The sequence below is a fragment of the Phenylobacterium composti DSM 19425 genome (genome assembly GCF_059568645.1).
In genome coordinates this window covers 66,529-88,558 of sequence record NZ_JCANTT010000019.1, presented here as the reverse complement: position 1 = coordinate 88,558, position 22,030 = coordinate 66,529, and the positions used below count along the sequence as shown (strand labels likewise).

General features: G+C 70.4%; 23 protein-coding genes. 14 read left to right on the top strand and 9 right to left on the bottom strand.

Annotation, left to right across the window (positions count from 1 at the left end; translation table 11 throughout):
• Positions 1 to 86: 86 nt before the first annotated feature.
• A complete protein-coding gene (locus tag BO64_RS14960) occupies positions 87 to 1,997 on the bottom strand; it encodes a sensor histidine kinase (protein ID WP_496404115.1) in 1,911 nt (636 codons plus the stop codon).
• Positions 1,976 to 2,665, bottom strand: coding sequence for a response regulator (locus tag BO64_RS14955; RefSeq protein ID WP_496404114.1), 690 nt, complete (start codon positions 2,663 to 2,665; stop codon positions 1,976 to 1,978). Before BO64_RS14955 ends, BO64_RS14960 begins: the two co-directional genes overlap by 22 nt.
• A gap of 140 nt (positions 2,666 to 2,805) precedes the next feature.
• Here BO64_RS14955 and BO64_RS14950 point away from each other — a divergent pair, with 140 nt between their 5' ends.
• The 4 genes from BO64_RS14950 to phoB all read left to right on the top strand — a co-directional run bounded on the left by BO64_RS14950 (position 2,806) and on the right by phoB (position 6,284).
• Complete coding sequence (locus tag BO64_RS14950) at positions 2,806 to 3,333, top strand: hypothetical protein (protein ID WP_496404113.1); 528 nt, start codon at positions 2,806 to 2,808, stop codon at positions 3,331 to 3,333.
• A 404-nt stretch (positions 3,334 to 3,737) separates the two neighbouring features.
• Positions 3,738 to 4,832: an ATP-binding protein gene (locus tag BO64_RS14945; RefSeq protein ID WP_496404112.1), complete on the top strand. Its 1,095-nt coding sequence runs from the start codon at positions 3,738 to 3,740 to the stop codon at positions 4,830 to 4,832.
• 55 nt (positions 4,833 to 4,887) lie between these two features.
• Positions 4,888 to 5,598, top strand: a complete 711-nt coding sequence (gene phoU / locus BO64_RS14940) for a phosphate signaling complex protein PhoU (protein ID WP_496404111.1) — start codon at positions 4,888 to 4,890, stop codon at positions 5,596 to 5,598.
• Entirely contained in the window at positions 5,595 to 6,284 is a 690-nt protein-coding gene (phoB, locus tag BO64_RS14935) for a phosphate regulon transcriptional regulator PhoB (protein ID WP_496404110.1), read from the top strand. Before phoU (BO64_RS14940) ends, phoB begins: the two co-directional genes overlap by 4 nt.
• A 43-nt stretch (positions 6,285 to 6,327) precedes the next feature.
• On the opposite strand, the gene BO64_RS14930 is transcribed toward phoB, so the two are convergent.
• Complete coding sequence (locus tag BO64_RS14930; RefSeq protein ID WP_496404109.1) at positions 6,328 to 7,899, bottom strand: OprO/OprP family phosphate-selective porin; 1,572 nt, start codon at positions 7,897 to 7,899, stop codon at positions 6,328 to 6,330.
• A gap of 224 nt (positions 7,900 to 8,123) precedes the next feature.
• On the opposite strand from BO64_RS14930, the gene pstS reads away from it, so the two are divergent.
• The 5 genes from pstS to phoU (BO64_RS14905) are packed head-to-tail and all read left to right on the top strand — an operon-like array spanning position 8,124 to position 12,463.
• A complete protein-coding gene (gene pstS / locus BO64_RS14925) occupies positions 8,124 to 9,176 on the top strand; it encodes a phosphate ABC transporter substrate-binding protein PstS (protein WP_496404108.1) in 1,053 nt (350 codons plus the stop codon).
• Entirely contained in the window at positions 9,173 to 10,126 is a 954-nt protein-coding gene (gene pstC / locus BO64_RS14920; protein WP_496404107.1) for a phosphate ABC transporter permease subunit PstC, read from the top strand. Before pstS ends, pstC begins: the two co-directional genes overlap by 4 nt.
• Positions 10,123 to 10,971, top strand: a complete 849-nt coding sequence (gene pstA, locus BO64_RS14915; protein ID WP_496404106.1) for a phosphate ABC transporter permease PstA — start codon at positions 10,123 to 10,125, stop codon at positions 10,969 to 10,971. The genes pstC and pstA overlap by 4 nt, the downstream gene beginning before the upstream one ends.
• On the top strand, positions 10,968 to 11,780 hold the full coding sequence (pstB, locus tag BO64_RS14910; RefSeq protein ID WP_496404105.1) for a phosphate ABC transporter ATP-binding protein PstB: 813 nt from the start codon (positions 10,968 to 10,970) through the stop codon (positions 11,778 to 11,780). The genes pstA and pstB overlap by 4 nt, the downstream gene beginning before the upstream one ends.
• A 14-nt stretch (positions 11,781 to 11,794) precedes the next feature.
• The gene (gene phoU, locus BO64_RS14905; RefSeq protein ID WP_496404104.1) at positions 11,795 to 12,463 is read left to right on the top strand and encodes a phosphate signaling complex protein PhoU; all 669 of its coding nucleotides are present in this window, start codon (positions 11,795 to 11,797) and stop codon (positions 12,461 to 12,463) included.
• A gap of 113 nt (positions 12,464 to 12,576) precedes the next feature.
• On the opposite strand, the gene BO64_RS14900 is transcribed toward phoU (BO64_RS14905), so the two are convergent.
• Positions 12,577 to 13,476 carry a LysR family transcriptional regulator ArgP gene (locus BO64_RS14900; RefSeq protein WP_496404103.1) on the bottom strand — a complete coding sequence of 300 codons (900 nt, stop codon included), beginning with the start codon at positions 13,474 to 13,476 and terminating at the stop codon, positions 12,577 to 12,579.
• A 68-nt stretch (positions 13,477 to 13,544) separates the two neighbouring features.
• Here BO64_RS14900 and BO64_RS14895 point away from each other — a divergent pair, with 68 nt between their 5' ends.
• The 5 genes from BO64_RS14895 to mazG all read left to right on the top strand — a co-directional run bounded on the left by BO64_RS14895 (position 13,545) and on the right by mazG (position 17,179).
• Positions 13,545 to 14,183 carry a LysE/ArgO family amino acid transporter gene (locus tag BO64_RS14895; RefSeq protein WP_496404102.1) on the top strand — a complete coding sequence of 213 codons (639 nt, stop codon included), beginning with the start codon at positions 13,545 to 13,547 and terminating at the stop codon, positions 14,181 to 14,183.
• A 92-nt stretch (positions 14,184 to 14,275) separates the two neighbouring features.
• On the top strand, positions 14,276 to 14,902 hold the full coding sequence (locus BO64_RS14890; protein ID WP_496404101.1) for an exopolysaccharide biosynthesis protein: 627 nt from the start codon (positions 14,276 to 14,278) through the stop codon (positions 14,900 to 14,902).
• Between the two features lie 93 nt (positions 14,903 to 14,995).
• Positions 14,996 to 15,718: an SIMPL domain-containing protein gene (locus tag BO64_RS14885; RefSeq protein ID WP_496404100.1), complete on the top strand. Its 723-nt coding sequence runs from the start codon at positions 14,996 to 14,998 to the stop codon at positions 15,716 to 15,718.
• A gap of 70 nt (positions 15,719 to 15,788) precedes the next feature.
• Positions 15,789 to 16,280 carry a hypothetical protein gene (locus BO64_RS14880; RefSeq protein ID WP_496404099.1) on the top strand — a complete coding sequence of 164 codons (492 nt, stop codon included), beginning with the start codon at positions 15,789 to 15,791 and terminating at the stop codon, positions 16,278 to 16,280.
• An 86-nt stretch (positions 16,281 to 16,366) separates the two neighbouring features.
• Positions 16,367 to 17,179 carry a nucleoside triphosphate pyrophosphohydrolase gene (gene mazG / locus BO64_RS14875; RefSeq protein WP_496404098.1) on the top strand — a complete coding sequence of 271 codons (813 nt, stop codon included), beginning with the start codon at positions 16,367 to 16,369 and terminating at the stop codon, positions 17,177 to 17,179.
• On the opposite strand, the gene BO64_RS14870 is transcribed toward mazG, so the two are convergent.
• The 5 genes from BO64_RS14870 to ntrX all read right to left on the bottom strand — a co-directional run bounded on the left by BO64_RS14870 (position 17,176) and on the right by ntrX (position 22,030).
• Positions 17,176 to 18,114, bottom strand: a complete 939-nt coding sequence (locus BO64_RS14870; RefSeq protein ID WP_496404097.1) for a M20/M25/M40 family metallo-hydrolase — start codon at positions 18,112 to 18,114, stop codon at positions 17,176 to 17,178. The genes mazG and BO64_RS14870 overlap by 4 nt on opposite strands.
• Positions 18,111 to 19,430: a GTPase HflX gene (gene hflX, locus BO64_RS14865; RefSeq protein WP_496404096.1), complete on the bottom strand. Its 1,320-nt coding sequence runs from the start codon at positions 19,428 to 19,430 to the stop codon at positions 18,111 to 18,113. The genes BO64_RS14870 and hflX overlap by 4 nt, the downstream gene beginning before the upstream one ends.
• Positions 19,427 to 19,672, bottom strand: a complete 246-nt coding sequence (hfq, locus tag BO64_RS14860; protein ID WP_111274395.1) for an RNA chaperone Hfq — start codon at positions 19,670 to 19,672, stop codon at positions 19,427 to 19,429. Before hfq ends, hflX begins: the two co-directional genes overlap by 4 nt.
• 101 nt (positions 19,673 to 19,773) lie before the next feature.
• Positions 19,774 to 20,637, bottom strand: a complete 864-nt coding sequence (locus BO64_RS14855) for a D-amino-acid transaminase (RefSeq protein WP_496404095.1) — start codon at positions 20,635 to 20,637, stop codon at positions 19,774 to 19,776.
• A 1-nt stretch (position 20,638) separates the two neighbouring features.
• Positions 20,639 to 22,030, bottom strand: a complete 1,392-nt coding sequence (gene ntrX / locus BO64_RS14850; RefSeq protein ID WP_496404094.1) for a nitrogen assimilation response regulator NtrX — start codon at positions 22,028 to 22,030, stop codon at positions 20,639 to 20,641.

The following is a 22,030-nucleotide window of genomic DNA, read 5'->3' as shown; positions in this document are numbered from 1 at the left end:
GCGCCGCTTGCGAAAGTCCGCCATTCCAAGATCCCCCATCACCGGTCCGGCGATAGGCGTCCGGGCCGCTGCGGCCCATCCCATGTTTATGGGACGCCGGCGTCCGCCTGAGGTCGCCGCGGGCCGTCCGCCGCGGCCTCGGCGGTCATCGGCAGGCGCAGAATGACGCAGGTCTCGTCGCCTTGGCGGCCGACGCTGAGCTCGGCGCCCAGCCGCTCGGCCCGCAGGCGCATGTTGCGGATGCCGGCGCCGCTTCCACCGGGGTCGAAGGCGTGCCCGTCGTCGCAGATCGCCAGGGTGATCGCGCCGGCCTCGGTGGAGACGGACACCCGGAGCCGCCCGGCGCGGGCATGTTTCATGGCGTTGGTGGCCGCCTCCTGGACGATGCGCAGGATGTCGAGCGCCTGGGCGGGGCCGAGGCCGGGGAGCTCGGGCACGTCGTCCACATCCCAGGCCAGGGTCAGGCCGGCGGCGCGCAACTGCGGCTCGGCCCGCTCGCGCCAGGCCCCCAGCACCAGGGACAGGTCGCCCCCGTAGTCCTCCAGCGAGCCGATGATCAGCCGCATGTCGGTGAGCGCCGCCCGGGCGTGGGCGGCGATCTCCGGTGCGGAGGGCTTGGGGGCGTCGGACAGGGCGAGGATCGAGGCCAACTCGCCGCCGAGGCCATCGTGCAGGTCGCGCATCAGCCGGGCCCGCTCGCGCTCGACCGCCTCGGCTTCGCGCCGGGCGCGGAGCTCTTCGTAGGTGGCGCGCAGTTCGGCCTCCACCTCGGCGACCCGCTCTCGCAGTACGATGGCGGTTTCGTCCACCCGGCGCATGGCGCGGATGAACCGCAAGGTCATGAAGGTGGCGACGGCGGCGAGGAAGCCCAGGTAGGCCGTCCGCACCAGGAAGACCCGGCTGGGGTCGGCGTTGAGCGCCATGGCCACATCCCGGGCCCCGAAGGCCAGCAGCATGATCAGCCCCGGCGCCACGAGCAGGGCGTCGCGGTCGCCCCGCCGGGCGGCGTAAAGCAGCGTCACGGTGGAGGCGGCGAAATAGAGGCCGACGGCGGCGACGCAGGCGAGGAGCGCCCAGTAGGCGATCTCCATGGGGGGCTGGATCACGAAGAGGACCGTCGCCGCCGTCGGCGGGGCCGCGAGCAGCCAGGTTCGCCAGGTGGTCGGCCGGCGGGTGAGCGCCCGGCAGAACATCAGGCAGGTGGCCGCCTCCCACATGACCAGGACGTTCCAGTAGGGGCGCTCCAGGGCCGAGATGCCGAAATCCGGCATCAGCACCGAGCCGCGCAGGGCCGCCAGCCCCAGGGTGGCCGCGATCCACCCGAATTCGGTCTCCCGCGGCCGGGCCACCCAGATCAGGCCGAACATGCAGGCCAGGGCCAGCTCGGCGCCCACGGCGACGGTGGGGATCACCGCCGCGGCGAACCAGCGGGCGTGGTAGAACGGCTTCAGCCGCGCGCGGTCGCCGATGAACACCCGGTTCAGCGCCAGGGCTCGGCCAGGCAGGGTGGTCACCGTCACCCGGAACTGGTTCGTTCCGGGCTCCAGGACGTCTCCCAGTCGCGGGAAATAGGCCGGGAAGGTGGCGAAGCGCAGGTCGCGCATCATGTAGAGGTCGGCCACCGCCACCCGCCGGCCATTCACCTCCAGGGTCACCGAGTCGGCGAAGGAGGGGATCAGCATGGCCGCCGCGCTGACCTCGTCTTCGGTCAGCGTCAGCTCGAACTCGCAGCGCAGGGTCCGCCGCTCGGAGGCCGGCGCGCCGGGCTCCACATAGGGCAGGTGGACGATCCGGCCGGCGCCCTCCACGCCCGGGGCGGGCAGGCGAAGGCACTCGGCGCTCTGGACGGCCAGGCTGTAGTCCGGCTCGCGGGAGGCGGCGACCAGGGCTACAACCCCGAAGACCACAAGGGCGACGATGAGCCAGGCTACGGCCAGGACGTGGCGCCAGGCGGCGTTGCCGGCCGCCTGGGGCCTCAGAGCTTGATCAGGCCGCACTGAATCGCCTCGTAGACGGCCTCGCCGCGGGTCGCGACCTGAAGCTTGCGATAGATCGCCTTGATGTGGCTGGGCACGGTGTGCCGCGAGAGGCCGAGCCGGTCCGCGATCTCATTGTAGGTCAGGCCCTTGGCGATCCCCCACAGGATATCGAGCTCCCGGGGCGTGAGGCGCGGGGCGGGCAGCTCCTCGGCGGCGGGAGCGGGGGCGGCCGGCGCCTCACGCATGCGCCGGACGATGAAGCGGGCGATGGACGGCGAGATCGGCGAGCCGCCGGACAGCACCTCGATGGCCGCGGCGTGAATATCCTCGGGCAGGGCGTCCTTCAGGATGTAGCCCGAGGCGCCGGCGGCGATGGCGGCGAGGATGGTGGTCTCGTCCCCCAGCACCGAGATCACCAGGATCTCCACCGCCGGATACTGGGCCCGGGCCTCGGCCAGGAGGTCGATCGCGAGGCCATCGGGCAGCCGCAGGTCGGCGACGATCAGGTCGAAAGGCTGCCTGGCCAGCAGCGCACGCCCCTCGGCGAGGGTGCCGGCGGTGGCCACCTGACAGTCGCCCGGGGCGGCGAGGGCGTCCCGAAGCCGTCGGCGGATCGCCCGGTCATCCTCGATCAGGAGGACCTGATGGACCCCGGCCCCAGCCAACTCGGTACTCGCACCCGTCATGGGGGAAGCTTAGGCGTAGGCGAGCCGCCGCCGCCACCCCATGAATCAGGGACTACGTTCATGGGATACCCGCCGACCGCCGCCGCGCGCATTTCCGGACCGCCCCGAACTGGGGGGAAACGGAGCAAACGAGGTACGACATGCGCACCATCTTCACCGCCGCGGCGGCCGCCGCCCTGATGATCGGCACGCCGGTCCTGGCCAAGGACATGCACTGCAATGTCAACGCGGACTACGCGCCGATGCTCAACGGCAAGGAAGTCAAGGTTGGCGGCACCACCTACAAATTCAAGGTCAAGGACACCTTCCAGGGCGTGCCTGAGAGCGTGTCGAGCCGCGACTATAACGGCTTCGTCAACGTGAAGTTCGGGGCCGAGCGGACCAGCAGCAAGTCGGTCAACGTCCAGGTGCGCCCGCGCAAGTCGAGCGAGTGCCTGAACGGCGTCTATGACGACAACAAGAAGCAGATCTGGGGCGGCGCCTACTGCGACACCAGCAACCACAAGAAGGCCTCGAGCCTGACGCTGCGTGCGGCCGACGACAAGCACAAGCTCTACATCGCCGGCGGCGCGGCCACGACCACGTCGAAGCAGAACCACCTGATGGGGCTCTACATGAGCCAGGGCTCGCAGTACGTCCTGACCGGCGTCTGTGTGGAAGACAAGTAGCCATCTGCGCCCCGTCCGTCGGCGCAGGCGGACGGACGGGGACATCGGCTGGGCCCGATCGGATGAGGCGCGCCCGAAAGACGGCCCAAAGCGCCGAACGTCTCGTAATAGCCAGAAGCGAGCTTGGCATTATTTCTGATAATATTCCTTAGGCGAGAAGTTGGCGGGGCTCAAAAGGGCGGATGCGCCTGCCCCGGGTCCCGCCCCCTTGGCTTCCCGCTCCGGGTTCACGCCGCAGCCTCTGCCATCACGCCGTACGCGAGGCGGCATTCGGTCACGACAGCAGCCCGGCTCGTGGTGGTCTCGCGTCGTCCCGCGGTAACGCCTTGAGGCCGTCCGCTTTCGAGCGAGCGGACCATCCATAGGACTGGACGGCGCGCGCGCCCTCGCCCACAACGCGCGGCGTGACCGAGCCCTTGCCGGACGAGACCCTCGCGCGCGCTGTCCTGCAGCGTCTGCCAGATCCCGTTCTGATCGTCCGGGGCGAGCCGCCCGAGATCACTTGGTCCAACACCGCGGCGCGGGAGCTGTTTCCCCTGAGCCGCGCCCATGCGCCGCTGGAGGCGGCCCTGCGCCAGCTGGACCTGCTGGAGGCGGTCGATGCGGCCCGGACGGGCGGCGCCGCGCACGAGGCGGCGTTCGCGACGATCGGCGCGACCCCCAGATTCTGGCGGGCGACCGTCCGGCCCCTGGGTCCCGGTCAGGCCTTCATCGTCCTGCACGACGAAACCGACGCGCGGCGGACCGAACGGATGCGGGCTGACTTCCTGGCCAACGCCAGCCACGAACTGCGGACGCCGCTGGCCTCTCTGTCCGGCTTCATCGAAACCCTTCGCAGCCACGCCAAGGACGATCCCGAGGCCCGCGACCGGTTCCTGGCGATCATGGACGAGCAGGCCGGCCGGATGCGCCGGCTGGTGGACGACCTGCTTTCGCTCAGCCGCATCGAGATGAACGAGCATGTGCCGCCGGCCGACGAGGTCGACCTGGCCGGCGTCGTTCGGGACGTGGCCGGAGCCAGCGCGCCGATCCTCGCCGCGCGCAGGCTGACGCTGGAGGTGGATGCGCCCGCTCCGTTGAGGGTCGTCGGCGACTACGACCAGCTGGTGCAGGTGGCGCAGAACCTGGTGGACAATGCGTTGAAGTACTCCCCCGACGGCGGGGTCGTGCGGCTCGCCGCCCGGGCGGTGACGGCGCAGGCCGCGCGAGCGCCCTTACGGGAAGGCGCCGTCTCGCTGTCCCTGCTCGATCCCCAGGGAGACGCCAGGGGGCTCTATGGCGCGATGTGGGTGATCGACCAGGGGCCAGGGATTCCGCGCCAGCACCTCCCGCGCCTCTCCGAGCGCTTCTATCGGGTGTCGGGACAGAGGACCGGCGGCACCGGCCTGGGGCTCGCCATCGTCAAGCACATCGTCAACCGCCATCGCGGCGGCCTGGTCGTGGAAAGCGCCGAAGGGATGGGAACGACGTTCTGCGCTTATGTCCCGGCGGCGGACTAGACGCTGTCGCAAAACTGTCGTGGAAGCCCGCTAGAAGCGCGTCGGGAGATTCCTGATGTCCGAGACCGCCCGCCCTGCGGCGACCGAGCTGCGCAGCCTGAGCGCCGACCTGATCCGCATGGGAGGTCTCGCCGAGGCCCAGGTGGTCGACGCGGTGGAGGCCGTGGTGCGCCGCGATGTCGCCCTCGCCCAGGCCCTGATCGTCCGGGACCTGCGCCTGGACGCCCTGCAGGTGGACGTGGAGCGCCGAGCTCTGGCGCTGATTTCCCGACAGGACCTGGCGGACGACCAGCTGCGGGTTGCAGTCTGCGCCCTCAAGCTGGCCGGGGCGCTGGAGCGCTGTGGCGACCTCGCCCGGAACATCGCCAAGCGAAGCCTGATCCTCTCGGCTGCCGAGCCCGCCACCGGCCTGATGGGGGCGGTCGAGCGCATGGGCCGGCTGGTGGCCGCCCGCCTGCACGAGGTGCTGGACGCCCTGGCGGCCGGGGAGATCGCCGGGGCGCTGGATGTCTGGCGCCGTGACGGCGAGGTGGACGAGCATCACGAGAGCCTGTTCGCCGAGCTGCTGGCCTTCATGAGCCGCGAGCCCGCCCAGGTGACCACGGGCGCCCATCTGCTCTTCGTCACCAAGAACCTCGAACGGATCGGCGACTACGCCACCAACATCGCCGAAGTGCTGCACTTCCAGCTGACCGGTCAGGACATCCTGGGCGAGCGGCCGAAGTACAGCCTGGCCGAGGCTACGACGCGGGAGACGCAAGCATGAGCGCACGCCTGCTCATCGTCGAGGACGAGGACGCGCTCGCCACCCTGCTCGACTACAACCTCTCGAAGGAAGGCTTCCTGACGGAACGGGCGGCGGACGGCCAGGAGGCCCTGCTGCGTGTAGAGGAAGCTAGGCCCGACCTGGTGATCCTGGACTGGATGCTGCCGAAGGTGTCGGGCGTCGAGGTGTGCCGCCAGATTCGGGCCCGGCCGGAGACCCGGGCGACGCCCGTCCTCATGCTCACCGCCCGGGGCGAAGAGAGCGACCGGGTGCGCGGGCTCGACACCGGGGCGGACGACTATCTTGTGAAGCCGTTCGGCATGGCCGAGCTGGCCGCCCGCGTGCGGGCCCTGCTGCGCCGCGCGAGCCCCGAACTGGTGGAGGAACGGCTGACCTACGCCGACCTCGTCATGGATCGCGGCCGCCATCGCGTGACCCGGGCGGGCCTGGAGCTGCACCTGGGCCCCACCGAATATCGGCTGCTGGAGTTCCTGCTGCAGCGGCCGGGCCGGGTGTTCAGCCGCGAGCGCCTGCTGGATGCGGTGTGGGGCTCGGACATCCACGTGGAGGCCCGCACCGTCGATGTGCACATCGGTCGTCTGCGGAAGGCCATCACGCCCCCCGGCGCCGCCGACCTGATCCGCACCGTGCGCGGCGCGGGCTATTCCCTGGACGAGCGGAACTGAAAGGCGGGAGGCTGCCTCGCGTCGCAGCCTCCCGCCCCTCCTCTCAGAACGTGAACTGCGCGCGGGCGGCGACCGCATCGTAGGTCTGGCCGATCTGAACGCCGACGGCGTTCAGGCGATCGATCTCGACGTGCTGGTAGTTGATCATCGTGCGGATTGCCGGGTTCAGGTACCAGTTCAGGCCGAGGCTCAGGATCTTCTGTTCCCCGCCGCGCACGCCGTCGGCCGGGATCGCGCCGCCCGCCCCTTCCCGGAAGTTGAGGTCGAGGACCGAGTAGCGGGCCGCCAGCTCGAACGCGCCCCAAGCGCCCTCCGCCGGCGCAAAGTTGACGTTCTGTCTGGGCGCGGCGAACCGGCCTTCCAGCGGATCATAGAGGCGCGGCTCGCCGGTCAGGACCCACGAGCCCTGCACGTACCAGCCGTCGAACTTTGGATCGGCCAGGGCGCTGGCCCGGCGTGCGATCTCATAGGCGAAGCGCTCGCCCTCGATCAGGAACGGCCCCACCTGGGCGGCGGCCTCGAGGCCGAAGACCTGGGCGCCCTCGGCGTCGATGGCGCCGGTGTCGACGAGACGCGAGCCGTCCAGGCGCAGTTCCGGTCGGTCGCGGATCTGGATCGGATAGCGGACGCCCGCCCCGCCGCCCGTGGCGTCGTTGGGAGAGATCACCCGCTGGTAGTTCGCGCCGAAGTGCGTCTGCCAGGCCGTGCTGCCGAACGGGGCGATGGCGATGCGGCCGATAGCGGCGGTCTGCTCGTCGAACTGGTGGGAGCCGCCCAGGGTGTTGCCAGTCAGTGCGCCGGAGACCAGCCAGCGCAGGCCGACGCCGGTGTCGCCGTCGCCCCTCATGCCGTTGGCCGTCAGTTGCAGCGCCGCGCGGCTGTCGCCGGCGGCGACGTTGCGGGCGGCTTCCGCCGGAGCCGGGCGTTCCAGCAGCGGCATGGCGCTGGTCGAGGTGGCGGCCGCCAGGCCGATGTTCGGCTCGAAGGCGCCCAACTTGATGCGGAGCGGCTTGAGCGCCGTGTAGGTCACCGAGGCCTCGTAGAGGCGGCCGGCCTCTTCGGCGCCGGACCCGCCGAACTCGTAGACGAAGGCGTAGTCGAAATCCCTGAACAGCCGGCCGTCGAAGCCGACTCGCGCGCGACGGAAGTTGACGCCCTCGTTCAGGTCGCGCCCCACGACCGAGGCGCCCAGGTTGTCCTTCTGGAAGTACTTGCCCGCGTCCGCCATGACGATGGCGCGGATGTTGGCCGTGAAGCGTCCGTCTGCCGTGGCGAAGGACGGCTTGCCGTTGGACAGGGTCGTGGTCACGGCCCCGCCGGTGGGCGGCGCCTTCAGCGTGGCGATATCGGCGGCCGCGTTCTCCTGGGCCTCCTTCACCTCCGCGAGCTGGGCGGCCATGGCGTCGAGCTGGGCCTGAAGGGCCGAGAGCTGGTCGCTGGGCTGGCCGCCCCCCTGTAGGGCGGCAAGCTGAGCGCGCAGCTCGTCGAGTTGCCGCTGCATCGCCTCGAGCCTGGCGGCCTCCTTGGCCGGCGCCGCCAGGGCCACGGTCGAGACGCCGCACATGAGCGTGGCGGCGAAGGTTGCGGCCAGGCCGCGCTGCAGGAAGGTCTCCATGGATCACCCCTCGTAGGGCCGCCGTGATGACGGCTTCGACGGGCGGGCTCTAGAGCGCTCGTGCGACAGTTCCGGCAAAGCCAGGTGACAGCCGCGTGACATCGAAGGGGCCTCGCCGCCGCTGTCATCGAACTGTCGCCGAACCGTCAACGCACCTTCGCAGACAGACCGTAGACGGCCCTCGACCGGCGCCGGGACAGGCGCCTCAACGGTAGGGGTCCTCGATGCTGAAGCGCAGTTTCCTCGGTCTGGCGGGCGCGGCCCTGTTGCTCTCCACGGCGCCGCTTGGCGAGGCCCAGGCGGCCGACATCTCCGGCGCCGGCGCGACCTTCCCTGCCCCGCTGTACGCCAAGTGGGCCGAGCAGTACCGCGCCAAGACGGGCCATCGCCTCAACTACCAGCCGATCGGCTCGGGCGGCGGCGTCCGCCAGATCACCGCCGGCACCGTGGACTTCGGCGCCACCGACAAGCCGATGAAGCCGGACGAACTGGCCGCCAACGGCTTGGCCATGTTCCCCACCGTGATCGGCGGCGTCGTGCCGGTCGTGAACGTCCCAGGAGTGAAGTCGGGGCAGCTGCGCCTCACCGGCGCCCTGCTGGGCGACATCTACCGCGGCGTCATCAAGCGCTGGAACGATCCGCGCATCGCCCGGCTGAACCCCGGCGTGGCCCTGCCGAACCTGCCCATCACCGTGGTTCACCGGTCGGACGGTTCGGGCACGACCTTCCTCTTCACCAGCTACATCAGCCTGAAGGCCGCCCGCTGGGCCGCCGAGGTGGGCGCGAACGATGCGGTGAAATGGCCGACCGGCATCGGCGGCAAGGGCAACGACGGCGTCGCCGCCTTCGTCCGCCAGACGCCCGGCTCCATCGGCTATGTGGAGTACGCCTTCGCCAAGCAGAACAACCTCGCCTACGCCCTGCTGCAGAACAAGGCGGGCGCCTGGGTCGCCCCCAGCGCCGAGACGTTCCAGGCCGCCACCGCCGGCGCCGACTGGGCCAAGGCCCCCGGCTTCTATCAGCTGCTGCTCGACGGTTCGGCCCCCAAGGCCTGGCCGATCACCGGGGCGACCTTCATCCTGGTCCGCACCAAACCGGCGAACCCGCAGAAGACCGCCGAGGCGCTGGCCTTCTTCGACTGGGCGTACCGAAACGGCGACCCCGCCGCCCAGAGCCTCGACTACATCACCCTTCCCGCGCCGGTGAAGGACCTGGTCCGGAAGAGCTGGAGCAAGGTCCGCGGCCCGAACGGCCAGCCGGTCTACACCGCCAAATGAGCGGCGAGGCGGCGGCGGCCGTCCCGGCGCGGGCGGCGAAAGGCGCGGTGTTCGACCGCGCCTTCGAAGCGCTCTGCTTCGGCGCGGCGACCCTGCTGTTGGTCGCCCTGATCGGGGTGATGGCGTCGCTGACGGTGGGCGGCTGGCCGGCCTTCAAGGCCTTCGGGCTCGGCTTCCTCACCAGCGCCGAGTGGGACCCGGTGGCTGAGGTCTATGGCGCATTGGGAGCCATCGTCGGCACGGTCGTGACGGCCGGCCTGGCGCTGCTGTTCGCCCTGCCCCTGGCGCTGGGGGTGGCGATCTTCCTGGTGGAGCTGTGCCCCGCGCCTCTGCGCCGCCCCATCGGCATGGCCGTGGAGCTGCTCGCGGGCATCCCCTCGATCGTCTACGGCATGTGGGGCCTGTTCGTGTTCGCGCCCTGGTTCGCCCGGCACGTACAGATGCCGATCATGATGGCGGCCGAGCCCGGCTCCCTCCTCGAGACGATCACCGCCGGCGTTCCCAACGGCGCCAACATCCTCACCGCCTCGATGATCCTGGCGATCATGATCCTGCCGTTCATCGCCGCCACCCTGCGCGAGCTGCTGCTGACCGTGCCTGTCCACCTGCGCGAGAGCGCCTACGGCCTCGGCTCCACCACCTACGAGACCGTCGCCAAGGTCAGCCTGCCCTACATCCGGGTCAGCGCCATCGGCGCGGTCATGCTGGGCCTGGGCCGGGCGCTTGGGGAAACGATGGCGGTGACCTTCATCATCGGCAACGCCCACGGCCTGCCCACCTCGATCTTCGCCTCGGGCTCGACCATCGCCTCGACGATCGCCAACGAGTTCACCGAAGCAACCCACGAGCTGCACACCGCCTCGCTGATCGCCCTGGGGCTGGTGCTGTTCCTGATCACCTTCACGGTCCTGGGCCTCGCCCGGGCTCTGATCGGGCGGAAGCCTACATGAGCAGCGCCTCCCTCCGCCTCTCGCGCCGGCTCGGCGCCTGGGCCTTCCTGGGCTTTGCGTGGCTCGCCACGGCCCTGGCCCTGCTGGCCCTCGCCGCGATCCTCTGGACTCTGGTGAGCCAGGGCCTCGCCGGCCTGGACCTCGCGGTCTTCACCATGTCGACCCCGGCCCCCGGGTCGCGGGGCGGCCTGCTGAACGCCATCCTGGGCTCGATCATGATGTGCACGCTGGCGATGCTCGCCGCCGCGTTCGTGGGCGTCCTCTCGGGCACCTGGCTGTCGGAGTTCGCGGGGGCCAGCCGTTACGGCAAGGTGGTCCGCTTCGTGAACGACGTGCTGCTGGCCGCCCCGTCGATCCTGATCGGCCTGTTCGTCTACGAGATCATCGTCCATCCGATGAAGGGCTTCTCCGGCTACGCCGGGGCCGTCGCCCTGGCCATGCTGGCCGTGCCGGTCATCACCCGCACGACCGAGGACGTCCTGCGCCTGCAGCCCGTGGCTCTGCGCGAGGCCAGCGTGGCCCTCGGCGCGCCCCTGTGGCGCACGGTTCTGGCGGTGCTCTGGAAGGCGGCCCGGAGCGGCATGATCACCGGAGCGCTTCTGGCCTTCGCCCGGATCAGCGGCGAGACGGCGCCCCTGCTGTTCACTGCACTCAACAACCAGTTCCTGAGCCTCGACCTTTCAAAGCCCACCGCCAGCCTGCCCGCGGTGATCTTCCAGTTCGCCCTGTCGGCCTATGACGACTGGCGCCGCCTCGCCTGGGCCGGCGCGCTGCTGATCGCCCTGGCGGTCCTGACGGTCACCATCCTCGCCCGCCTGCTCTCCCGGGAAACTCGCCGCTCATGACGATCCTCGCCCCCACGGCCGCGCCTGCGACCTCGATCCTGGCCCTTCCCGACGACCAGGTCGCCCTGTCGATCCGCGACCTCGACTTCTTCTATGGCCGGACGCAGGCGCTGCACGGCGTCAGCGTGGGCTTCAAGAAGCAGGCGGTCACCGCGCTCATCGGGCCGTCCGGCTGCGGCAAGTCCACCCTGCTCCGCGTTCTGAACCGCATCTACAGCCTCTACCCCGGCCAGCGGGCCGAAGGGCGGGTGCTGCTGGACGGCGAGGACATCCTGGCGCGGGGCGTCGACGTCGCCCGGCTGCGCGCCCGGGTCGGCATGGTGTTCCAGAAGCCGACGCCCTTTCCGATGTCGATCTTCGACAATGTGGCCTACGGCGTGCGCCTCTATGAGAAGCTGCCGAAGGCCGAACTGGCGGCGCGCGTCGAACAGGCCCTGCGCCGCGCCGCCCTGTGGGACGAGGTGAAGGACAAGCTCAAGGAGAGCGGCCTCAGCCTGTCCGGCGGCCAGCAGCAGCGGCTGTGCGTGGCCCGGGCCATCGCCGTGAAGCCTGAGGTGCTCCTGCTCGACGAGCCGGCCTCGGCCCTGGATCCCATCTCGACCGCCCGCCTGGAGGAGACGGTGGCCGAGCTGAAGGCGGACCACACCGTCGTCATCGTGACCCACAACATGGGCCAGGCCGCCCGCCTCTCGGATCACACCGGCTTCATGTACCTGGGCCGCCTCGTCGAATTCGGCGAGACCGAGCAGGTCTTCACCGCCCCAGCGACTGAGCGGGCCCGCGACTACATCACCGGCCGGTTCGGCTGAGGAGGAACGCCTTCATGGACCACACCTTCAAGGCGACGGGCGAGGACCTGGCGGCCCTGGGCGCCGAGATCTCCGCCATGGGCGACCTGGCGACGGCGCAGCTTCGCGCGGCGCTCGACGCCTTCGTGCGGCAAGACGCCCGGGCTGCGGCGGTCGTGGCCGCCGGGGACGCGCGCCTCGACGAGATGGAAGCCGCGATCGAGCGGCGGACCGTACGCCTGATCGCCCTGCGCCAGCCCCTGGCCGACGACCTGCGCCGGCCGATCACGGCCATGAAGCTCGCCGCCCAGCTCGAGCGGTGCGGCGACCTCGCCAAGAACCTCGCCAAGCGCGTGGCGAAGCTCGACGCCCGGCCGTCTGCGGAGCAACTGGCCGACGTGAGGCGCATGGGCGGCCTCGTCGCCGACCGGCTGGAAACGTCCCTCGCCGCCTACCGACGCCAGGACCCGGCGACGGCCGTGGAGGTCTGGGCCAGGGACGCCGAGGTGGACATCCTGCACGATGAGCTCTTCCAGTCCGTCGCCGCCGCCATGACCGGCGATCCGGGCAAGGTCGCGGTCGGCGCCCACCTGCTGTTCATCGCCAAGAACCTGGAACGCATCGGGGATCACGCCACCAACATCGCCGAACTCGCCTACTACGAGATCACCGGGGAACGGCTGGGGGAGCGACTAAAGGGGTAAGGCTCACTCTCCATGCTCAGGAGGATCGAAGCCCTGGAGCCTATAGGTCGTGCTGATCCTAAAAAGGCGGCGATATCTCCTTGAAATCCCGCAACACTTCTCCGACGCGCACGTCAGCTGGCGCGCAGGCCTTCCGACGCCGCGGCGCGGACCGCGTCGGTCAGGCCGGCGAGCAGTCGCGCCGTGATGCGCAGGTGCTGCCAGAACAGCGGCACGTCCAGATGGACGCCTGGCTTCAGGTCCACCAGCCGGCCGGCTGCGATCAGCGGCGCCGCGAGCTGGAGCGGCGTCATGGACCAGCCCACCCCGCAGAGGGTGAGATCGAGGAAGCCCTGGGTCGACGGAACCCAGTGCGTCGGCGCGTCCATGGCCCCCCCGAACGCCCGGGTCATCCAGCGGTGCTGGAGGTCGTCCCGGCGGTCGAAGCGCAGCACGGGCGCGTGGGCCAATGTCCGCGCCGACACGCCCTCCTTCAGATGCCGCTGCACATAGTCGGGGCTGGCGGCGGCGATGTAGCGAATCGAGCCCAGCGGCAAGCTGCGGCACCCCTGGACCGCCTGACCGCCCGTGGTGACGGCGGCCAGGACCTCGCCCGAGCGGATCCGGTCCGGCGTATGGGCTTCGTCGTCTAGGACGAGGTCCAGCGTCGCCCCGTTCGAGCGCGTGAAGCCGGCCACGGCGGCGGGAAACCAGGTGGCCAGGCTGTCGGCGTTGACGGCGATCCGCAGCGTGGGCGCTCGCCCGGCCGCCGCCCCGGCCCAGCCCGGGCCATCCGCGGCCAGGTCGTGCTCGAGCAGCATCACCTGGTCGAAATGCGCCGCCAGCCGCGCGCCCGCGGGCGTCGCGACGCAAGGGGCGCCGCGCACTACGAGCGGAGCGCCAAGCCGCTCCTCCAGCGCTTTGACGCGCTGGGAGACCGCCGAGGGCGTCACCCCGAGCTCCAGAGCCGCGGCCTCGAACGATCCGGTCCGGATCACCGCGACCACGGCCGCGACGGCTGGGTAATCGAGCATTAGGATGGCTAATCCGGCATAAGATAAATGAGTTTAACTAAATCAGTGAAGCGACCGATCAGGGCGACATGCAAGCGCCCATCTTCTTCCAAGGCGTCGCCGTCGCCGCACCGCTCATCGTCGCCATCGGCGCGCAGAACGTCTTCGTCCTTCGCCAAGGCCTGTTGCGCCAGCATGTGCCGGCGATCGTCATCTTCTGCTCTGCCATGGATGCGGTGCTCATCGCCGCCGGCGTCGGTGGTCTGGGCGTAGTCCTCGGCGCCGCGCCGACGCTCAGACTGGCGATGGCGCTCGGAGGCGCCGGCTTTCTGGCGTGGTACGGGCTGGGCGCGGCGCGCCGGGCGGCCAATCCTGCCGCCCTTGACGCCAACGGCGGTCAGGCGGCGGCGAGCCTGAGGGCGGCTCTGGGCAAGGCCGCCGCCTTCACCCTGCTCAATCCCCACGTCTATCTCGACACGGTGCTCCTGGTCGGCTCGATCGGCGCCGCCCTGCCCCGCGCCGACCAGCCGATCTTCGTCGCCGGCGCGGCGTCAGCGAGCGTCCTGTGGTTCACGGGCCTGGGCTTTGGGGCGCGCGTGCTCGCCCCGTGGCTGTCCAGGCCGAGGGTCTGGCGGGGCATCGAGGCCCTCGTAGCGCTCATGATGTTCGGTCTCTCGGCCAAGCTGCTCCTCGGCGCGATTGCGCTATGGAAAGGCTGGGCCGCCTGATGACCCGGCCCGCGCATGCACTCCCCCATTGTGGGGCCATCGCGTGTCGCTTAACGAGACCAGCCGTCCCGCCGACTCTGGAGTCGTCTTCCGTGACCGACCACGCCGAACCTGAAAAGGTGTCGGAGATCCTCGGAGCCCTGGCCGCCGGCAAGGCGCGCAAGGTGGCCGTGGGCGACATCCTCGAGGCCTTCGGCAACCGGGCCTTCGGCGCCCTCACCTTCGTGTTCGCCGCGCCGCTTGTCCTGCCGATGCCCCCCGGCGTCTCGGCCGTGCTCGGCGCGCCGCTGCTGTTCATCTCGGTGCAGTGGATGGTCGGCCGCCGCACGCTGTGGCTGCCCAAGGCGATCCTTGATCGCACCATGTCGATGTCGGACTTCCGCAAGCTGGTGGCGAAGCTGCGGCCCTATCTGGGAAAGCTGGAACGGCGCCTCAGGCCGCGGCTCACCTTCCTGCTGAACCCGGTGGGCGACCGGCTCGTCGGAGCCATCTGCTTCCTCCTGGCGCTGATCGTGTTCCTGCCGATCCCGTTCGGGAACATGCTCCCGTCCCTGGCCATCGCCGCCTTCGGGATCGGCGCCGTGGAACGGGACGGGCTCGCCGTGCTGGCCGGATGGCTGAGCGCGGCCCTCAGCCTCCTGGTGCTCGCCCTGCTCTCCAAGGCGATCCTGGCCGCCACTACGGCCTTCATCACCACCCTGGTGGGCGCGCTCACCTGAACCCTGGCCGGCGCGCCGTGCACCGGTTCCATTCAGCCCATTGTCAGGAACGCCGGTCCAGCTTCGGATCAGGCTTCAACCTTCGAGCTATCCATGACCGACCGTAACCTCCTCGTCCCGGCCCTCGCCGGAGCCGCCGTCCTCGCTGTCGGCGGCGCGGCGGCCGGCGCCTTGATCGGCAAGGGCCTCGAGAACGCGAGCAGCGGCAATCGCGCCGTCACCGTCCGCGGGCTGTCCGAGCGCATCGTCAAGGCCGACCTGGCCGTGCTGCCGCTGAAGTTCGCGGCCGCCGGCGACGACCTGCAGGCCGTCCAGGCCGACATCGACGCCGACACCCAGGCCGTCCGCCGCTTCCTGGCCGCCCAGGGCTACAAGGACGACGAGATCGACCTCGGCCGCCTGGAGGTCACCGACCAGTACGCCCGCGAGTACCAGCAGCAGAACGTCGCCGCCCGCTACCGCGTGGCCCAGACGGTGATCGTGCGCACCACGGACGTCGACCGCGTGCAGGCCACGACCCGCCAGCTGGACCAGCTCATCCGTCAGGGGGTGGTGCTGCAGGACTACAACGGCCCGTCCTACCTGTTCACCGGCCTTAACAGCGTGCGGCCGGCGATGATCGCCGAGGCCACCGCCAGCGCCCGGACCGGCGCACAGCAGTTCGCCCGGGATTCGGGCGCCAAGCTCGGCGGCATCCGTTCGGCGACCCAAGGCTCGTTCGAGATTCTGGGCCGGGACGACGTCGGCTACGACCCCTCCTCCCAGGTGTTCAAGAAGCTGCGGGTGGTGACCACGGTAAGCTACGCCCTGCGCTGACGCCGTCTTGCGGGCTGACAGCCGCGCACCCATATGTTAAGTTATTACTGTACAAGATTAGGAGACCCGCATGCGCATCCTCGCCATCACGGCCGCCGCGCTCCTGGCCAGCGGCTCCGTCGCCATCGCGGCCCCCGCGACGGTGTCCGTGACCATCGGTCCTGAGCTGCAGAAGAAGGCGGAGAAGACCTATGGCGTCCGCGAGACGGCGCTCCTTGCCGACGAACTGCGCAAGGACGTGGAGCGCGCCCTCGCCCAGTCCGGCGCCCATGAAGACGCTCGGGTGGAGCTGGTGATCACCGACGCCGTACCGAACCGGCCGACCTTCAAGCAGCTGGGCGACAAGCCCGGCCTGTCGATGGACAGCTTCGGGGTCGGCGGCGCCGCCATCGAGGGCCGGATCATCGCCGCCGACGGCTCGGTGACGCCGGTGAAGTACCGCTGGTACGAGACCGACATCCGCCAGGCCTATGGCGACTGGGTGTGGTCCGACGCCCTGGTGACCTTCGACCGGTTCGCCTCGCGGCTGGCGCGCAACGACGTGCGCCTGGCGCAGAACTGATCCATCCAAGCATCGGCTTGCGCCAAGGAACGGCGCGCGGTCTGATCCCCGCGCGCCGTTTTCGTATCCGCCTGCAGAGTCCCAGCATGACCCGCCCTGCCCCGCCGGCCGACCTTCGGCCCATCGACCGCCTGCTGGCCATCATGGCCCGCCTGCGCGACCGGGAGGACGGCTGCCCGTGGGACCAGGAGCAGACTTTCGAGACCATCGCCCCCTACACGGTGGAGGAAGCCTATGAGGTGGCCGACGCCATCGAGCGGGGCGACCTCGCCGACCTGAAGGAGGAGCTGGGCGACCTCCTGCTGCAGGTGGTCTTCCATGCCCGCATGGCCGAGGAACAGGGCGCGTTTGACTTCGAGGACGTCGCCCGGGCCATCAGCGAGAAGATGGTTCGCCGCCACCCGCATGTCTTCGGCGAGGAAACCTATGGCTCGATCGCCGAGCAGAAGGCCGGGTGGGAGGAGCTCAAGGCGCAAGAGCGCGCCAAGAAGGGCCGCCAGGCCAGCCTGCTGGACGACGTCCCCGTCGGCCTGCCCGCCCTCACCCGCGCCGTGAAGCTCTCCAAGCGCGCGGCCGGGGTCGGCTTCGTCTGGCCCACGGTCCAGGACGTGATGGCCAAGCTGCACGAGGAGGTCGCCGAGCTGGTCCGCGAGGTGGACGCGGGCGACCTCGAGAAGGCCCGCCAGGAACTGGGCGACGTGCTGTTCGTGGTGGCCAACCTCGCCCGTACGCTCGACGTCGATCCCGAGGACGCCCTCCGCTACACCAACGCCAAGTTCGCCCGCAGATTCCGCTACATTGAGGAGCAGCTGGCCGAGCGGGGCAGGACGCCAGAGCAGTCGGACCTGGCCGAGATGGACGCCCTCTGGGACGAGGCCAAGGCGGCCGAGAAGGCCTAGCGGCGGCCGTCCCGGGCGATGGCGTCCAGGTCGGCGTCGAAGCGGCGCGCCGCCACGATCAGGGTCGCCACCGAGCGCGCATAGAAGTCCTGGGGAATCTTCTCGAAGTCGTCGCTGGGCCGGTGATAGTCCGGATGGTCCTCCACGCCGAAATAGGCGAACGGCACGCCGGCGGCGTGGAACGCGCCATGGTCCGAGCCGAACGTCCAGTCGTCCGATCCGGTCCAGGGCGGCCCGTCGTGGCCCAGCTTCAGCGTCACCTGCGCCTCTGCGGCCAGGGCCTCCAGCCGCGGCTTCAGGAACGGATAGTGGCGGGCGCCCGCCACATAGAGCTCGCCCCGGTCGCCGCGGCCGACCATGTCGAGATTCATGGTCAGCGCGATGCGGGACATGGGGATCGCCGGCGCCGTGACGAACGCCTTCGCCCCCATCAGGCCGCGTTCCTCGCCGTCCCACAGGGCGACCAGCACGTCATGCTGCGGCGGCTGGGTGCGGAAGGCCTCGGCGATGGCCAGGGCGGCGGCGACGCCCGAGGCGTTGTCGTCTGCCCCGTTGTGCACCTGGCCGCCGGCCAGGCCCAGATGGTCATAGTGGGCGGACACCACCATCACCCGGTCGCTGCCCGAGGTCCCCGGGATCAGGCCCAGCAGGTTCACTCCGGCCAGGACCGCGCCGCCGCGCCCCTCGCCACGGAAGGAATGCTCGAACCCTCCGCCCACCGGCTGCAGACCGACCTCGGCCATCCGCCGAAGCAGATAGGACCGCGCCTTGGCGGAGCCCGGCTGGCCGATGCCCCGGCCCTGCATGTCGTCGGCGGACAGGATGCGCAGGTCGGCAAGGGCCTGGAGTTCCTGACCGGGCGCGGCGCCCGGCGCCGTCGCCAGGCCGAGGACCGCAGCGGCGAGCAGGCCGGTCCGGCGGGCCGCGCAGGTCATCGGGGCTGGATGCCGGCCTGCGGGAACAGGCGCTCGAACTGCCCCAGGGCCTGGGCGGTGAGGCTCACGGACAGGCGAACGCCGCCCGCCTCGTCGGTGTCGCGCTCAAGCACCCGGCCGTGCTGGTAGAGCCAGGCGATGGCCGCCCCCTCGCCCGCCGAGGTGCGGATCTCCACCGGCGGCGCCTCGTCCACCAGGCCGGCCACCGCCTCGAGCAGGTCGTCGATACCCTCGCCGGTGACCGCCGAGACCGGCACGGCCGGCGGATGGGCCCGGCGGGCGTCGCCGACGACCGTTTGCCGCCCGTCCTCGGGCAGCAGGTCCACCTTGTTCCAGACCTCGAGTATGCGGCGCTCGTCCATGTCGAGGCCGAGGCGCTCCAGAACCTCGCGCACGTCAGCGGCCTGGGCCTCGGCTTCCTCCCTGGCGATGTCGCGAACGTGCAGGACCACGTCGGCCTCGCGCACCTCCTCGAGTGTGGCCCGGAAGGCCTCCACCAGTTCGTGCGGCAGGTCCGAGATGAAGCCCACGGTGTCGGACAGGATCGCCGAGCGCCCGTCCGGCAGCTTGAGGCTGCGCAGGGTGGGATCGAGGGTGGCGAACAGCATGTCCTGGGCCAGGACCTCGGCCCGGGTCAGGCGGTTGAACAGGGTCGACTTGCCGGCGTTGGTGTAGCCCACCAGGGCGACGCTCGGGAACGGCACCCGGCGACGGGCCGAGCGCTGCAGGGTCCGGGTGCGGCGCACCTCCACCAGCTCACGCTTCAGCTTGCCGATCTTCTCGGCGATCAGTCGGCGGTCGGTCTCGATCTGGGTTTCACCGGGGCCGCCCATGACCCCGAAGCCGCCTCGCTGACGCTCCAGGTGGGTCCAGGTCCGCACCAGGCGCGAACGCTCGTAGGTGAGCCGCGCGAGCTCCACCTGCAGCCGACCCTCGCGCGTGCGGGCCCGGCGGGCGAAAATCTCCAGGATCAGGCCCGTGCGGTCGATGACCTTGGCCTTCCAGGCCTTTTCCAGATTGCGCTGCTGGACCGGCGTCAGGGAGTCGTCGACGACCACGACGTCGAGCCCCTCGACCTCCACCAGGGCGGCGATCTCCTCCACCTTGCCGCGTCCGAACAGGGTTGCGGGCGTCAGCTTGCGAAGGGTCACGATCATCCGCTCGCGGACCTCGAGATCGAGGGCGAGGGCGAGGCCGGCGGCCTCTTCCAGCCGCGCCTCGGGATGACGCGCGCCGTCGCGGCCTTCCCGATCCGGATGGATCACGAGGGCGCCCTGGACGGGCGCCTCTCGGTCAACGAATTTGGATGAGCTCAATCGGCCTCGTCATCGGCCGGCTCGTACAGCTGTACGGGCTGGGCCGGCATGATGGTGGAAATCGCGTGCTTGTAGACCAGCTGGGACTGGCCGTCCCGGCGCAGCAGGACGCAGAAGTTGTCGAACCAGCTCACGACCCCCTGCAGCTTCACTCCGTTCACGAGGAAGATGGTCAGCGGCGTCTTCGACTTGCGCACGCTGTTCAGGAAGGTGTCCTGGAGGTTCTGTTTCTTGTCGCTCATGGCTTTTCGCCTTCTGGTTCTGATCGGGCGGCCAAATCCGCCCACACACGCGAGGTCACGCTAAGCAGGGTTTGGCGACGGGCGCAATCGTACCCGCCGGCTCAGATGGCGCGCTGCTTCGCACGCTCGATATAAAGGCGGCGCAGGCGCATCGCCACCGGCCCGGGCGTCCCCTCGCCCACCGGCTTTCCATCAACACTGACCACAGGCAGCACGACGCTGCCGGCGCCGGTGATGAAGGCCTCGCTCGCCTCCAGGGCCTCCTGCGGCGTGAACGGCCGCTCCTCCAGCGTCAGTCCCGCCTCGTGGATCACGTCGATCAGCGTGTGGCGGGTGACGCCGCGGAGGATGTTGGCATTGGTGTCCCGGGTGCGCAGCACCCCGTCGCGGCCGACAATCCAGGCGTTCGAAGAGGCGCCCTCGGTGACGAGGCCCAGGTCGTCCACGAACCAGGCCTCGGCCGCACCGGCGGCCCGGGCCTTCTGCTTGGCCATGGCGTTGGGCAGCAGGCCCACGGTCTTGATGTCGCAACGGCCCCAGCGGTTCTCCGGAGTGGTCACGACGCCCACGCCCTTGGCGGCGCGGGCCTCGGTGGCGGCCCGGTCCACGCGACTGACGGTCACCACCACGGCCGGACGCACGGGCGGGTTCGGGAAGGCGTGGTCGCGGGGCGCGACACCCCGGCTGATCTGCAGATAGACGAGTCCCTCGCGCACGCGGTTACGGCGGACCGCCTCGCGCAGGACGGTGGTCAGGGCCGCCCGGGTCATCGGCATGGCGATGGAGAGTTCGGAGAGGCTGCGCTCCAGGCGGGCGAAATGGCCCTCGGCGTCGGCGAGCTTGCCGTCGAACAGGGCCCAGACCTCATAGACCGCGTCGGCCAGCTGGTAGCCGCGGTCCTCGATGTGGACGAAGGCTTCGGCGTGGGGAACGAACCGACCGTTCACATAGGCGATGCGTCCCACCTCAGGCCTCCTCGGATTCGAGCGCGCGGCCGCCGGACAGGCCCAGGGACTTCAGTTTGCGATGCAGGGCCGACCGTTCCATGCCGATGAAGGCGGCCGTGCGGCTGATGTTGCCCGAGAAGCGCAGCATCTGGGCGCTAAGGTACTCCCGCTCGAAGACCTCCCGCGCCTCGCGCAGCGGCAGGGCGATGATGCGCTCGGCGCCGAAGGCGCCCGCCTGGTCGCTCACCGAAGCCTCGGGGGGCAGCATGTCGGCGGTGATCGGGTCGTTCGGCGAACCCGAAGCGAGGATCAGCATCCGTTCCACATTGTTGCGCAGCTGGCGCAGGTTGCCCGGCCAGGCGCGGACCTGGAGCATGGCCAGGGCATCGTCCGACAGCCGCCGGCGCGGCAGGCCGGTGGCTTCGCAGATTCGGGTGATGAAGTCCTCGATCAGTTCGGGGATGTCCTCCCGCCGCTCGGCCAGGCCCGGCACGTTCACCGGCACCACGTTCAGGCGGTGGAACAGGTCCTCGCGGAAGCGGCCGGCCGCGATCTCCTCGCGCAGGTCCTTGGAGGTGGACGAGATCACGCGCACGTCCACCTGGACGTCGGAATCGCCGCCCACCCGACGGAAGCGCTGCTCCACGAGAACCCGCAGGATCCGGCCCTGGCTCTCCCGCGGCATATCGGCCACCTCGTCCAGGTAGAGAGTGCCGCCGTGGGCGCGTTCGAACACGCCGATCTTGGCGGGACGGCCGCCCTCGCCTTCCTGGCCGAAGAGTTCGATGTCGATGCGCTCGGGCGTCATGCCGGCGGCGCTGATCGGCACGAACTCAGACCGGGCGCGATGGCTGGCGTCGTGGATCAGGCGGGCCACCGTCTCCTTGCCGGCGCCCGGCGGCCCCGAGATCAGCACCCGGCTGTTGGCCCCGGCCAGCTTGGCGATCATCTGGCGCAGCTGCTGGGCGGCCACGGACTTGCCGAGCAGGCCCTCGGGCGTGATCGCCTGGGCCCGCAGGCGACGGTTCTCCCGGCGCAGGTTCGCCGCTTCCAGGGCCCGCTCCACCACCAGCAGCAGGCGGTCGGACTTGAACGGCTTCTCCAGGAACTCGTAGGCGCCGCGCTTGATGGCGCTGACGGCGGTTTCGATGTTGCCGTGGCCCGAGATCATGATCACCGGCAGGTCCGGATCCAGCTCCTTGACCAGGTCGAGGAGCTCCAGGCCGTCCATGCCGCCGCCCTGCATCCAGATGTCCAGGATCAGCAGCGCGGGCTTGCGCGCCCGGATGGCCGCCAGGGCGGACTCCGAGTCGTTGGCGGTGCGCACCGCATAGCCCTCGTCCGAGAGGATGCCCGCGACCAGTTCACGGATATCCGCCTCGTCGTCGACAACCAGAACGTCAGACGCCAT

What these genes read in the sequence shown, in the direction of transcription:
- mazG (WP_496404098.1), top strand. Translation starts at nt 16,367, where the DNA reads ATGACCCGCCCTGCCCCGCCGGCCGACCTTCGGCCCATCGACCGCCTG.
- pstB (WP_496404105.1), top strand. Translation starts at nt 10,968, where the DNA reads ATGACGATCCTCGCCCCCACGGCCGCGCCTGCGACCTCGATCCTGGCC.
- BO64_RS14930 (WP_496404109.1), bottom strand. Translation starts at nt 7,899, where the DNA reads ATGGAGACCTTCCTGCAGCGCGGCCTGGCCGCAACCTTCGCCGCCACG.
- phoU (WP_496404111.1), top strand. Translation starts at nt 4,888, where the DNA reads ATGTCCGAGACCGCCCGCCCTGCGGCGACCGAGCTGCGCAGCCTGAGC.
- BO64_RS14900 (WP_496404103.1), bottom strand. Translation starts at nt 13,476, where the DNA reads ATGCTCGATTACCCAGCCGTCGCGGCCGTGGTCGCGGTGATCCGGACC.
- pstS (WP_496404108.1), top strand. Translation starts at nt 8,124, where the DNA reads ATGCTGAAGCGCAGTTTCCTCGGTCTGGCGGGCGCGGCCCTGTTGCTC.
- pstA (WP_496404106.1), top strand. Translation starts at nt 10,123, where the DNA reads ATGAGCAGCGCCTCCCTCCGCCTCTCGCGCCGGCTCGGCGCCTGGGCC.
- hfq (WP_111274395.1), bottom strand. Translation starts at nt 19,672, where the DNA reads ATGAGCGACAAGAAACAGAACCTCCAGGACACCTTCCTGAACAGCGTG.
- BO64_RS14870 (WP_496404097.1), bottom strand. Translation starts at nt 18,114, where the DNA reads ATGACCTGCGCGGCCCGCCGGACCGGCCTGCTCGCCGCTGCGGTCCTC.
- BO64_RS14880 (WP_496404099.1), top strand. Translation starts at nt 15,789, where the DNA reads ATGCGCATCCTCGCCATCACGGCCGCCGCGCTCCTGGCCAGCGGCTCC.
- phoB (WP_496404110.1), top strand. Translation starts at nt 5,595, where the DNA reads ATGAGCGCACGCCTGCTCATCGTCGAGGACGAGGACGCGCTCGCCACC.
- BO64_RS14885 (WP_496404100.1), top strand. Translation starts at nt 14,996, where the DNA reads ATGACCGACCGTAACCTCCTCGTCCCGGCCCTCGCCGGAGCCGCCGTC.
- BO64_RS14895 (WP_496404102.1), top strand. Translation starts at nt 13,545, where the DNA reads ATGCAAGCGCCCATCTTCTTCCAAGGCGTCGCCGTCGCCGCACCGCTC.
- ntrX (WP_496404094.1), bottom strand. Translation starts at nt 22,030, where the DNA reads ATGGCGTCTGACGTTCTGGTTGTCGACGACGAGGCGGATATCCGTGAA.
- pstC (WP_496404107.1), top strand. Translation starts at nt 9,173, where the DNA reads ATGAGCGGCGAGGCGGCGGCGGCCGTCCCGGCGCGGGCGGCGAAAGGC.
- BO64_RS14950 (WP_496404113.1), top strand. Translation starts at nt 2,806, where the DNA reads ATGCGCACCATCTTCACCGCCGCGGCGGCCGCCGCCCTGATGATCGGC.
- BO64_RS14955 (WP_496404114.1), bottom strand. Translation starts at nt 2,665, where the DNA reads ATGACGGGTGCGAGTACCGAGTTGGCTGGGGCCGGGGTCCATCAGGTC.
- phoU (WP_496404104.1), top strand. Translation starts at nt 11,795, where the DNA reads ATGGACCACACCTTCAAGGCGACGGGCGAGGACCTGGCGGCCCTGGGC.